This window comes from Ignavibacteria bacterium (genome assembly GCA_015709655.1).
Lineage (GTDB): Bacteria > Bacteroidota > Ignavibacteria > Kapaibacteriales > Kapaibacteriaceae > OLB6.
In genome coordinates, this window is sequence record CP054181.1 from 2,155,340 (window position 1) to 2,168,389 (window position 13,050).

Genomic DNA, 13,050 nt, shown 5'->3' on the forward strand with positions numbered 1-13,050 from the left:
GGTAACCGTACTGTCTGCATTACAGCAACGAACTCTGAAGGTTGAGTATGGAAACGAAGCTCTTGAGCAGCATCGCCGTTGGTGTTGCCGTTATTGTAGCCGCCTGGTTTGTAAGTACGGCATGGGAGCGCACTCATCCTATGATGGAAAAGATCAAGGTTACCGGAATGGCCCAGAAGGATTTCATGAGTGATCTTATTGTGTGGGAAGCCGCCATCGAGCGCAAGGCATTTCAGATCCAGGAAGCCTACCCGCTGATTAAGAACGATGCAACTGAAGTTAAGGCATATCTCGACAACCATGGAATCAAGGACAGCGAAGTCACCATCGAAGCCATTAACATCTCAAAAACCTACCGCTCGGTGTATGTGAACAACCGATATACCGATGAGTTTGACGGGTACCGTCTGGTACAGCGAATAACGGTGGAGAGCAAGGACATTGAAAAAGTAGAAAAAGTCAGTCGCGAAATCACCGAACTTTTAAACCGGGGCATGGAGCTTACATCGCAGGCCCCCCGGTATTATTACACCAAGCTGGGAGACTTAAAAATCGACCTGCTCTCCAGAGCCTCTGCCGATGGACAGATTCGTGCCGAAGCCATCGCTAGGAACGGTGGCGGATCGTTAGGCGGACTGCAGCGTGCCGAAATGGGCATCTTCCAGATTACTGCCCAGAACAGCGATGAAGAGTACACCTGGGGCGGTGCCTTTAACACGTCCGACAAACTCAAGACCGCCAGTATCACCGTCCGCATGGAATTTGGTGTCCGCTAAACCCCTGCTGGTTTTGTAAGGGGCTTTGGTTTCGTGCGGCACGAGAATCGTTCGAATATCAGTGCATTATTGCTGAGGCAACATCAATACTTGCCAAGCAGCAGCTAGCGAACAAGCGCAAGACGAGCATCATCATTGCTGGGGCAACGTCAATACCGGCCAAGCAGCAGCCTTGAGTTCTCAAGGCCACGTGTATCTGCAACCATTACCCCACGCCCTGAGCCCCTTCTATTGTCCTTTCTCTGGACTCAATCTGACTGTTGGTTTTTTTTCTTCGTTTTTTTCCTGACTTTTATTTTGTCAGTTCCCCCAAATCACCTATGTTTGTGATCCCTCACGCACAGTACTGCGTTTTGGGAAAAGGGTGTGACGCGAGTCGGGCCCTTTTTTTAGCGGTGTTCTTTGACAACGGGAAGCAAAATTTAATGGGTAGGTAACACACGACCTACCCCGTCAATACAACTGAACAGTTTGAGATGTACAGCGCAACAGCCGGGATAAACTAACTATGGACTCAAACGATCCAACGGAGAGTTTGATCCTGGCTCAGGACGAACGCTGGCGGCATGCTTAACACATGCAAGTCGAGGGATAGCAATATCACTGGCGGACGGGTGAGTAACACGTAGGTGATCTGCCCCTATCACAGACATAACGTCGGGAAACCGGCGCTAATATCTGATGAGGTCGAGAGATCAAAGCCTTTGGGCGGATAGGGATGAGCCTGCGTCTGATTAGCTAGTTGGTGAGGTAACGGCTCACCAAGGCCACGATCAGTAGCTGGTCTGAGAGGACGAACAGCCACACTGGAACTGAGACACGGTCCAGACTCCTACGGGAGGCAGCAGTGAGGAATATTGGTCAATGGGAGCAATCCTGAACCAGCAATGCCGCGTGTGGGATGACGGGGCTCAGCCCTGTAAACCACTGTCGGACGGGACGAAAGGAGCCTTCAGGGCTCTGGGACGGTACCGTCAAAGGAAGGGTCGGCTAACTACGTGCCAGCAGCCGCGGTAATACGTAGGACCCGAGCGTTGTCCGGAATTACTGGGTATAAAGGGTGCGCAGGCGGCCGTGTGCGTCAGAGGTGAAATCTCCGGGCTTAACCCGGAGGGTGCCTTTGATACGGCATGGCTTGAGTCCGAGAGAGGGTGATGGAATTCCTGGTGTAGCAGTGAAATGCGTAGATATCAGGAGGAACACCGGTGGCGAAGGCGGTCACCTGGCTCGGCACTGACGCTTAGGCACGAAAGCGTGGGGATCAAACAGGATTAGATACCCTGGTAGTCCACGCCCTAAACGATGTATGCTTGGTGTTGGATCAGCAATGATTCAGTGCCGAAGGGAATCTGTTAAGCATACCACCTGGGGAGTACGATCGCAAGGTTGAAACTCAAAGGAATTGACGGGGGCCCGCACAAGCGGTGGATCATGTGGTTTAATTCGATGCAACGCGAAGAACCTTACCCGGGCTTGAAGTGCAGGAAGTACAGAGATGAAAGTCGACGGACCCGTAAAGTCGGGAACCTGCAGAGGTGCTGCATGGCTGTCGTCAGCTCGTGCCGTGAGGTGTTGGGTTAAGTCCCGCAACGAGCGCAACCCCTATCTTCAGTTGCCAGCGGTTAGGCCGGGCACTCTGGAGAGACTGCCTACGCAAGTAGAGAGGAAGGTGGGGATGACGTCAAGTCATCATGGCCCTTACGTCCGGGGCTACACACGTGATACAATGGCCGGTACAATGGGCAAAGCCGCAAGGCAGAGAAAATCCCCAAAGCCGGTCTCAGTTCGGATTGGAGTCTGCAACTCGACTCCATGAAGGTGGAATCGCTAGTAATCGCGGATCAGCACGCCGCGGTGAATACGTTCCCGGGCCTTGTACACACCGCCCGTCAAGCCATGGAAGCCGGGGGCGCCCGAAGCCGGTAGTGATACCGTCGAAGGCGAAATCGGTGACTGGGGCTAAGTCGTAACAAGGTAGCCGTACCGGAAGGTGCGGCTGGATCACCTCCTTTCTAAGGAGTTCGATGGCGTAAGCCATCTACTCAGCGCTGTTTGCGCTGAAGCTTCCCGTTGTTAAAGGACACCAAGTGTTCTTTGGTGACAATGCGCAACCCGCTCATAGGGGCCGGTAGCTCAGCTGGTTAGAGCACACGCCTGATAAGCGTGAGGCCGGTGGTTCAAGTCCACTCCGGCCCACGTTTACCGAACACGGCAGTGTTCATAAGGGCCCATAGCTCAGCTGGGAGAGCGCCTGCTTCGCATGTAGGAGGTCAGCGGTTCGATCCCGCTTGGGTCCACACACCGTTCTTTGACAACATGAACATTTTTTTCCAAGAAAGAAAGAAACAATACTTGGCGGTAATTACCCGACCACGGTAATTACCGAAACACGAGCAAACAGAATTCCAGAGGACGTGACTTCGTGCCGGCAATGGCACAGGGGTCGTGAACTCGGGAACAGAAGAAAAGAAAAAACAATTAAGCGAGCACAAGAAAAGAAGAACGTCGAGAGACACACGCGCCATGAGAACATGGAGCATGAAGCAAGGCAAGTTTGACAAGGGCACATGGCGGATGCCTTGGCACAGAGAGGCGATGAAGGACGCAGCAACCGGCGAAACGCCGCGGGGAGCAGGACGCATGCACCGATCCGCGGATATCCGAATGGGGCAACCCGGTGGGAGTCATGTCCCACCACCCGCAAGGGAGCAAACCCGGGGAAGTGAAACATCTCAGTACCCGGAGGAGAAGACATCAACAGAGATTCCCGTAGTAGTGGCGAGCGAACCGGGAAGAGCCCAAACCGGCATTACGCAAGTAGTGCCGGGGTTGTAGGACCCCGCCAGGGGACCGAAGGTGATAGCAGAACGGCCTGGGAAGGCCGGCCATAGACGGTGAGAGCCCGGTATGCGACATCACTGACGGCCCTGGGGTATCCTGAGTAGCGCGGGACACGAGAAATCCTGTGTGAACCCGGGGGGACCACCCTCCAAGGCTAAATACTCCTCTGTGACCGATAGTGAACCAGTACCGTGAGGGAAAGGTGAAAAGAACCCTTCAGAAGGGAGTGAAAAGAACCTGAAACCATGTGCCTACAAACGGTCGGAGCCCCAGTTTACTGGGGTGACGGCGTGCCTTTTGCTTAATGAGCCTACGAGTTGCTCGTCACATGCCAGGGTAAGGATATGGATATCCGCACCCGTAGCGAAAGCGAGTCTGAATAGGGCGATTAGTATGTGGCGGCAGACGCGAAACCGTGTGATCTATCCATGGGCAGGATGAAGCGTGGGTAACACCACGTGGAGGTCCGAACCGGTGTGGGTTGAAAACTACTCGGATGACCTGTGGATAGGGGTGAAAGGCCAATCAAACACGGTGATAGCTCGTACTCCCCGAAATGTTTTTAGGAACAGCCTCGTGGTAACTGTCGCGGAGGTAGGGCTCTGATTGGGCTAGGGCTGTCACAACGGTACCGACCCCAGATAAACCGCAAATACCGACGACAGATCCACGGGAGTGAGGCTGCGAGGGATAAGCTTCGCAGCCGAGAGGGAAACAACCCAGACCACCGGCTAAGGTCCCCAAGTAACTGCTCACAGGGAAAGGATGTACCGTTGCAGAGACAGCCAGGATGTTGGCTTAGAAGCAGCCACTCATTCAAAGAGTGCGTAATAGCTCACTGGTCGAGCGACGGTGCGCCGACAATACTCGGGACTAAGCAGTTCACCGAAGCCGTGGGCTCTAGTGTAAACTAGAGCGGTAGGGGAGCATTCCATTACCGGCGAAGCCGCATCGTGAGGTGTGGTGGAGGTTATGGAAGAGCCTATGTAGGCATGAGTAGCGATAACGGGGGCGAGAATCCCCCGCGCCGAAAGTCTAAGGTTTCCGGAGCTCCGTTCGTCGACTCCGGGTCAGGCGGCCCCTAAGGCGAGGCCGAGAGGCGTAGCTGATGGGAAGCAGGCAACATTATAATATTCCTGCCCCGCCATAGCACTAACAGGTGACGCAGCCGTAGTGCAATCAGGGTTAATGGCTATCCCTGCATTGTATGAACGCTGCCAAGAAAAGCCAGCTATGGCGACCGTACCGCAAACCGACACAGGTAGACGGGTAGAAGATACTCAGGCGCGCGAGTGAGCCGTGCTTAAGGAACTCGGCAAATTGACCCCGTAACTTCGGGAGAAGGGGTGCCATCGCAAGATGGCCGCAGAGAAATGGCCCAGGCGACTGTTTACCATAAACACAGCACTCTGCTAACACGTCAAGTGGACGTATAGGGTGTGACACCTGCCCGGTGCCGGAAGGTTAAGAGGAGAGGTCAGCCGTAAGGCGAAGCTTTGAATCGAAGCCCCGGTAAACGGCGGCCGTAACTATAACGGTCCTAAGGTAGCGAAATTCCTTGTCGGGTAAGTTCCGACCTGCACGAATGGTGTAACGATCTGGGCACTGTCTCAAGCACGGGCTCGGCGAAATTGTGGTACCGGTGAAGACGCCGGTTACCCGCATATGGACGGAGAGACCCTATGCACCTTTACTGTAGCTTAGTATTGGATTTGGTCACCCCATGCGTAGGATAGGTGGGAGACGCTGAAGCAGGCCTTGCGGGGCTTGTCGAGTCAATGGTGAAATACCACCCTTGGTGTGATCGAATTCTAACCCGGCCGAGTGGATCGGCGGGAACAGTGCTAGGTGGGCAGTTTGACTGGGGCGGTCGCCTCCTAAAGAGTAACGGAGGCTTACCAAGGTTCCCTCAGCACGGTTGGTAATCGTGCACAGCGCGCAAAGGCAAAAGGGAGCTTGACTGTGAGGGAGACATCCCGAACAGGTGCGAAAGCAGGTCTTAGTGATCCGGCGGCACTGCGTGGAAGGGCCGTCGCTCAAAGGATAAAAGGTACGCTAGGGATAACAGGCTGATCTTGCCCAAGAGTCCATATCGACGGCAAGGTTTGGCACCTCGATGTCGGCTCATCGCATCCTGGGGCTGGAGAAGGTCCCAAGGGTTTGGCTGTTCGCCAATTAAAGCGGTACGTGAGCTGGGTTCAGAACGTCGTGAGACAGTTCGGTCCCTATCCTATGCGGGCGCAGGATGTTTGAGGAGACTCGTTCTTAGTACGAGAGGACCGGAATGACCGGACCGACGGTGTATCTGTTGTCACGCCAGTGGCACGGCAGAGTAGCCATGTCCGGGAAGGATAAGTGCTGAAAGCATCTCAAGCACGAAACCCACTCCAAGATGAGACATCCCAACAAGTAAGGACCCGGGGAGATGACCCGGTCGATAGGCCTCAGGTGGACGCCTGGTAACAGGTGGAGCCGAGAGGTACTAATTGTCCGAGGACTTGCCAATAATACGCTTCGCGCTTCATGTCACCATGGACGCGTGCCCGACTCATTCAGCTCTTGCGCTTGCCTGCGTTGTTCTGCAGCTTCTGCCCCGTTGTTTACACACACCACCACTGCCGGCACAAGGTCACGCACACCACTACCGTGCTGTGCTCCGTTTGAAATCTTTCCTGGTGATGATCACGCGGGGGTCACACCTCTTCCCTTTCCGAACAGAGTCGTTAAGCCCCGTTGTGCCGATGGTACTGCATCTGAACTGGTGTGGCAGAGTAGGTAGTCGCCAGGTACTTTTTCCCTAGCCCCCTCCCTTCATTGGGTTGGGGGCTTTTTTTATAGGCTACGGCTAAATTTTGGGACAAAAAGTATAGACTTATAAAAAAGATTTTTTTTTTCATTATTATGATTATTAAGTTGACAGCAGTGTTACAATAATCCGCATTATTTGTACTACCAAAAAGGTGACGTTATGAGGGATACGATCATGCAAACTCCGCTGTTGTCAATAGTGACTTTGCTATTGATTTAAGTGTGGCCGGTATTACATACTGCCACTGCAGCAACAGTGCGTAACGGCAATACACCAGACTGTCAATACCCATGTTGCATAGTAATGAATTTCATAGATCCTGCCACTGGGCACGGTGCTAAACAAAAATTGTATCGCTGTAAGGAGCAACCGTTCGAGTGTACACTGAACTGTGTTGGAAGTTGTCCGTGGGTTGTAGGAGCGACTACATATTGTGATGAGAATACACCTGAAACGTTCACTTGCCCAACATTTTCTTGTCCTCCTGTCTTCAAATGTAAGTATGGCTATTTGCTGGGATCAACTGAATCTTGTACGCAGCCGATTTCAAGTTGTAAGGAAATCTATGACCCTTCATGTTATGCAATGGCTGAACTAGCCTGCAAGCTTTCCGGAGAATCAAAGTGTGGTCAGTCTGTTACTGTGTATTGTTTACCACAATAAGAATCCACTAAATACACTTGTGAGGTTGGTATGTTTACCCGATTGCTTAGTTCCTTTTTCGCTATCCAATTGCTATTGCCATCAATAGCCTTTAGCATGAGGGATAGTACAGACATTACATACGTTAAACCAATGGACTATCGGTATCTCTGGTATGGGGAAATTAAAGATAAATTTGATTCCCTTACAGTGATTTATCAGATTGGTGAGTTCCGTATTCATTCTTCCCAGGGTACGTCCGATCGCCTTCTCATGCAATTGTCAGAGTCGCAGTGGCGCAACGAGAATCTGCCTTCTTCAATTACTGAAGGTAGTCCGGTTAGAGGACGTGATGTTTTGTTAGAAAATACTATCGTAACCAAGCCTTTTATTGCTCCGCCACACGGTGCGGTAAGCTTCTATCGCATGGTGGCAGTGGAACAAAAATGTACTGAATCAGGTAATTCCTCGTACCCAGTAGATCCGAATGCCGACGTTCCGACTACGTGGCGCGAGGTGCAACTATCACTGCAGGATGCTGGTATATTGCCAGACACATCATCTTTTATTGTAGAATTGGTGAATTTAACGGATAGCAGTATTGCTACGATAGATAGTGTTTGCATTATGCCCAACCCGGGAAACATGTTGGTTGCAACGGGTGGAACGGATGCTGTATCAACGATGTTTTCTGTCGCGTTGCCAGCTTCTGCATGGGGCGATTCGGTTTATCTCCGTGCTGTACCGTACCGCTGGGGCAGTTCCCCATTAGGAATGACTTCGGCGATGATTCATAGCTCCTTCTCTATGTCAACCCTGTATAAGGGAATGCCGTCAACATTAAGTGCTCCATCAAGGCTGATCAACCATCCAACGTTTTATGATACCCTGATGCACTGGATTCTTGACGATTTGATTGCATATCATGAATCCGACTCTGCGCGTATATGCGCTCCGGTACTTTTCGAAAGTACGTCGCTACCTGAGCCACTCATGAATGTATATCTGTCGTACAAGCAAGGTCGGGGTTACCTGAATGATTACTGGGCATGCGCTGAGGTGTAGCGGGCGGACTCACTGGCTATTGGAATGACATTGGATCCTCCGGTGACTGCATTCAGCCGCGTGGCTGCTACAAATCAACAGTATACACAAGAAATGGCAGTACCGAAAATGAAAATCATTCAACCAACAGTTGGCAGTGCTGTTGAAGTAGAGATCACGGGTCCCCGGTGTCGGGCTCGTATATCGCTATATGATTTGAAGGGACGGCGTATTGCAACCCTGTGGGAAGGCAGTGGCCCAATATCTGTAACATTACCTCTGCCACAGGATTCCAAGGGAGTGTATATTCTTACCATGGATTCGTCGGACTTCAATGTTGTTCAGGGAATCAAAATTCAAGTAGAGTAATTAATTATTGTAGCTGTTACGGCCCCATTCCCCAGCCCCCTCCCCAAACCCCTAATGGTTTTAGGGAGGGGGAGCCAGATTCATGAATATTTGGGTAAACAGGATGTAAGGGGGGGGACGGGTTGAAATACATCCCGAATGAACATGGTAATTGTTTTTCTGTTCCGCGTAGGGTGACCACAAAGTGTGAGCGATCACATGAGGGCGCCTCTGCGATTCGCATTGTTTTCAAGGGTGATTCGTGCGGGCAGGTTTGAAACCTGCCCCTGCGTGTTTATCGTTTTTATGATGTTTCGTAATGGGCGACCACACGGGACGGACGACCATACGGGGTCGCCCCTACGGCATCATATCGAATATCATGATGTATCGTGTCGGTGGATGCTAACCGTCTCTACAACGGTTTATCGTTTGGTATGCGGACTCGTACCGGGCGACCACACGGTGTCGCCCCTACAGCATCATATCGAATATCATGATGTATCGTGTCGGCGGATGCTAACCGTCCCCTACAACGAATTGTCGATTGATATCTGGATTCGTACAGGGCGACCACGCGGGGTCGCCCCTACGGTATCATATCGAAAATTACGATGTATCGTATTGGCGGATGCAAACCGCCCCCTACAATGGTTTGTCGTTTGGTATGCGGACTCGTACCGGGTGACCACACGGGGTCGCCCCTACGGCATCATATCGAACATCATGATGTTTCGTGGAGGGCGGATGTCATCCGCCCCCTACAACGATTTATCGATTGATATGTGGATTCGTACCGGGCGACCATGCGGGTCAGGCGCCACGGTTTCACATCCACATTGCGAAAATTACGATGTATTGAGGTGGTCCCATAAAAATGGACACATTAGGGTAGGTGTTTTGGTTACGAAAGTAGTTGTTTTCAAAGTCAACGGGGTTGTATATCAAGTGTTGAATGCAGTCGTCTGCGATTATAAATGTTCTCGATGTAGTGTGCTGCCTGACGCTTCAGGTGCTCGAGATCGACGAAGTTGATGTCGTTGAATTCTTCGGTCTTGAGCGTGGCAAAAGGATTCTACTGGTGCGTTGTCCCAGCAGTTTCCCTTGCGGCTCATGCTCTGCGTTGCTTTACAGTAGTCAGTCAGAAACTGGCGATAGCCTGCCGCAGCATACTGCGAACCGCGATCACTATGAATGAGCATGCCGGTGGCATAAGAACGGTTCTTCCAGGCCTTCCAGAGTGCCGTGATGGTGAGCTGTTGCGTGATCGTCTCTGACAGATGCCAGCCAATGATGCGACGCGAGAACAAATCCATCACCACCGCCAAGTACATAGCCAGCGTTGGTCTGTACATAGGTGATGTCGGCAGCCCAGACGGTGTTCGGTTTCGTGACGGTAAAGTTGCGATTGAGCCGATTGTCGGCCACCGGGTGCTGATGTTGCGAGTCGGTAGTTTGCACCAACGCACGCCTGGGCGTGCGCTTGACACGGATGCCGTCTTCCCGCATCAGCCGGCGCATTTTGTGACGGCCTGCCACAAGGTTGCCTCGCCGCAGTTCCTTGTACATCCGGCGGCTGCCGAAGGTATGGTTGGACTTCTCATCAATCTCGCGCATGGCACGCACCAGCTTGCGCTCATCGTCACTAAGCTGAGGTTCAGGTCGCTTTAACCAGGCATAGTAGCCGCTGGCACTCACCTGCAGCACATGGCACTGCAGGCGCACCGGCCAACAGTGCCGGTGGTTGTTGATAAACATGTATTTCAGTCCCTTCCCGGCGGAGCGGCAAAGATCGACATCGCTTTTTTTAAAATGGCCAGTTCCATTTCTGCACGCTCAGCGCGCTTACGCAAGGCTCGTACTTCGGCGGCAAGCTCGTCAGGTGTCTTCTGCCCGGCAGCTGCTGCAGCTCCAAGCGTACGCTTCCAGTACGATAGTCGCTTGACGTCGATGCCAAGCTCACGGGCCACCGAGGCCAGCGTACGTCCCGCAGCTACCATCTCCAGGGCGCGACGTTTAAATGCTTCATCATAAATGCGAGGTGGATGTTTCATTGCTCTTTCCTTAGATTTTTGGAAAATTACACCTTCCCCGTAGTGTCCACTTTTTCAGGACCACTCCATATCGTGTCGGTGAATGCTAACCGTCTCTACAACGGTTTATTGATTGGTATGCGGACTCGTACCGGGCGACCATGCGGGGTCGCCTCTACAGCATCATATCGAACATCATGATGTTTCGTGGAGGGCGGATGTCATCCGCCCCCTACAACGATTTATCGATTGAAATGTGGATTCGTACCGGGCGACCACGCGGGGTCGCCCCTACGGTATCATATCGAAAATTACGATGTATCGTGTTGGTGAATGCTAACCGTCTCTACAACGGTTTATTGATTGGTATGCGGACTCGTACAGGGCGACCACTCGGGGTCGCCCCTACGGTATCATATCGAAAATTACGATGTATCGTGTCGGTGGATGCTAACCGCCCCATACAACGGTTTATCGATTGATATGTGGACTCGTACAGGGCGACCACGCGGGGTCGCCCCTACGGTATCATATCGAAAATAACGATGTATTGGAGTGGTCCTGAAAAAGTGGACACTACGGAAAAGGTGTAATTTTCCCAAAACCTTAGGAAAGAGCAATGAAACACGCACCACATTTTTATGATGAAACATTTAAACGTCGCGCCCTGGAGATGGTAGCTGCGGGACGTACGCTGGCCTCGGTGGCCCGTGAGCTTGGCATCGACGTCAAGCGACTATCGTACTGGAAGCGTACGCTTGGAGCTGCAGCAGCTGCCGGACAGAAGACACCTGACGAGCTAGCCGCCGAAGTACGGGCCTTGCGCAGGCGCGCCGAGCGTGCAGAAATGGAGCTGGCTATTTTAAAAAAAGCGATGTCGATCTTTGCCGCTTCGCCGGGAAGGGACTGAAATACATGTTTATCAAAAACCATCAGCACTGTTGGCCGGTGCGCCTGCAGTGTCATGTGCTGCAGGTGAGTGCCAGCGGCTACTATGCCTGGTTGAAGCGCCCCGAACCTCGGCACAGTGCCGATGAGCGTGAGCTAGTGCTTGCCATACGCACGATTGATGAGAACTCCAGGCATACAATCGGCAGCCGCCGGATGATCGAGGAACTCCACCGACGCAATCTCGTGGCTGGCCGCCACAAAGTACGCCGGCTGATGCGGGAAGACGGCATCCGTGTCAAGCGCACGCCCAGGCGCGCATCCGTGCAGACCACCGATTCGCAGCATCAGCACCCGGTGGCCGAAAACCGGCTCAAGCGCAACTTTACCGTCACGGCACCGAACACCGTCTGGGCAGCCGACATCACCTATGTGCCGACCAACGGTGGCTATGTGTACTTGGCGGTGGTGATGGATTTGTTCTCGCGTCGCATCATTGGCTGGCATCTGTCAGAGACGATCACGCAACAGCTCACCATCACGGCACTCTGGAAGGCCTGGAAGAACCGTTCTTATGCCACCGGCATGCTCATTCATAGTGATCGCGGTTCGCAGTATGCTGCCGCTGGCTACCGCCAGTTTCTGACTGACTACTGCAAAGCAACGCAGAGCATGAGCCGCAAGGGAAACTGCTGGGACAACGCACCAGTAGAATCCTTTTTTGCCACGCTCAAGACCGAAGAATTCAACGACATCAACTTCGTTGATCTCGAGCACCTAAAGCGTCAGGCAGCACACTACATCGAGAACATCTATAATCGCAGACGACTGCATTCAACACTTGGATATACAACCCCCGTTGACTTTGAAAACAACTACTTTCGTAATCAAAAACACCTACACTAATGTGTCCATTTTTGTAGGACCACACCAGTATCGTATTGGCGGATGCTAACCGCCCCCTACAACGGTTTATCGATTGATATGTGGACTCGTACAGGGCGACCACGCGGGGTCGCCCCTACGGTATCATATCGAAAATAACGATGTATCGTATTGGCGGATGCTAACCGCCCCCTACAACGAATTATCGATTGATATGTGGATTCGTACCGGGCGACCACACGGTGTCGCCCCTACAGCATCATATCGAACATCATGATGTTTCGTGGAGGGCGGATGTCATCCGCCCCCTACAACGGTTTATCGATTGGTATGCCGATTCGTACCGGGCGACCACACGGTGTCTGAACCCGGCCTGAATTGAGGTACAGAAAGATAAACTGTATTTTTCAATTCAAGAAAGGAGAACCGCAATGGCAGGTAAACGTACACGGCAGCCAATAGAGGCTCAGTTTAGAGCTGAAGCGCTGCGTCTAGTAAGGGACCATCCCGAGCGTCAGAAGTCCAGTATCGCCCGTGACCTTGGCATCGATGCTAAAACGCTGTATGCTTGGATACAGGCAGATAAGAAGAGCAAATCATCACAGCCAGATGCTTTGGAAGCGAGCGCCGAGGAAAACGCCCGACTGCGTCGTGAATTGAAGGTGGTGACTCAGGAGCGCGACATCCTAAAAATGCCATCGGTATCTTCTCTCAACGGCCGAGATGAGATACGACTTCATTGAGCGTCATCGCTCGAAACGTGGCCGTTAGACGTGATGTGTCG

Annotated in this window: 8 protein-coding genes, 2 tRNA genes, 3 rRNA genes and 1 pseudogene; 11 read left to right on the plus strand and 3 right to left on the minus strand. The window is 52.4% G+C overall.

The genetic code is table 11. The features are described 5' to 3' along the window. The first annotated feature begins 47 nt into the window (after positions 1-47). The 8 genes from HRU79_08645 (at position 48) to HRU79_08680 (ending at position 8,481) form a co-directional block, all read left to right on the plus strand. Positions 48-776: an SIMPL domain-containing protein gene (locus HRU79_08645; protein QOJ26713.1), complete on the plus strand. Its 729-nt coding sequence runs from the start codon at positions 48-50 to the stop codon at positions 774-776. 524 nt (positions 777-1,300) lie between these two features. Continuing rightward, positions 1,301-2,794: ribosomal RNA gene (locus HRU79_08650) — 16S ribosomal RNA — on the plus strand. Positions 2,795-2,898: 104 nt separating this feature from the next. After that, a tRNA-Ile gene (locus HRU79_08655) sits at positions 2,899-2,972 on the plus strand. Positions 2,973-3,000: 28 nt separating this feature from the next. After that, positions 3,001-3,073 (plus strand) — tRNA-Ala (locus HRU79_08660). A 251-nt stretch (positions 3,074-3,324) separates the two neighbouring features. Beyond that, positions 3,325-6,123, plus strand: a 23S ribosomal RNA gene (locus HRU79_08665). Between the two features lie 165 nt (positions 6,124-6,288). After that, a 5S ribosomal RNA gene (rrf, locus tag HRU79_08670) occupies positions 6,289-6,405 on the plus strand. The 16S, 23S and 5S rRNA genes sit together here with 2 tRNA genes alongside, the layout of an rRNA operon. Before the next feature lie 780 nt (positions 6,406-7,185). Then, on the plus strand, positions 7,186-8,133 hold the full coding sequence (locus HRU79_08675; GenBank protein QOJ26714.1) for a hypothetical protein: 948 nt from the start codon (positions 7,186-7,188) through the stop codon (positions 8,131-8,133). 93 nt (positions 8,134-8,226) lie between these two features. Then, positions 8,227-8,481, plus strand: coding sequence for a hypothetical protein (locus tag HRU79_08680; protein QOJ26715.1), 255 nt, complete (start codon positions 8,227-8,229; stop codon positions 8,479-8,481). 907 nt (positions 8,482-9,388) lie between these two features. Here HRU79_08680 and HRU79_08685 read toward each other — a convergent pair. From HRU79_08685 to HRU79_08695, 3 genes are all read right to left on the minus strand, one after another. Continuing rightward, a complete protein-coding gene (locus HRU79_08685; protein QOJ27305.1) occupies positions 9,389-9,496 on the minus strand; it encodes a hypothetical protein in 108 nt (35 codons plus the stop codon). A gap of 152 nt (positions 9,497-9,648) precedes the next feature. Further along, positions 9,649-10,218 (minus strand): IS3 family transposase, encoded by a 570-nt coding sequence (locus tag HRU79_08690; protein QOJ26716.1) that lies wholly within the window; start codon positions 10,216-10,218, stop codon positions 9,649-9,651. A 5-nt stretch (positions 10,219-10,223) separates the two neighbouring features. Beyond that, on the minus strand, positions 10,224-10,514 hold the full coding sequence (locus tag HRU79_08695; protein ID QOJ26717.1) for a transposase: 291 nt from the start codon (positions 10,512-10,514) through the stop codon (positions 10,224-10,226). A gap of 598 nt (positions 10,515-11,112) precedes the next feature. On the opposite strand from HRU79_08695, the gene HRU79_08700 reads away from it, so the two are divergent. The 3 genes and pseudogenes from HRU79_08700 (at position 11,113) to HRU79_08710 (ending at position 13,009) form a co-directional block, all read left to right on the plus strand. Next, positions 11,113-11,403: a helix-turn-helix domain-containing protein gene (locus HRU79_08700; protein ID QOJ26718.1), complete on the plus strand. Its 291-nt coding sequence runs from the start codon at positions 11,113-11,115 to the stop codon at positions 11,401-11,403. Next, positions 11,352-12,287, plus strand: a pseudogene (locus HRU79_08705) (IS3 family transposase). The gene HRU79_08700 and the pseudogene HRU79_08705 overlap by 52 nt, the downstream one beginning before the upstream one ends. 410 nt (positions 12,288-12,697) lie before the next feature. After that, positions 12,698-13,009, plus strand: a complete 312-nt coding sequence (locus HRU79_08710; GenBank protein QOJ26719.1) for a transposase — start codon at positions 12,698-12,700, stop codon at positions 13,007-13,009. Positions 13,010-13,050 lie beyond the last annotated feature (41 nt).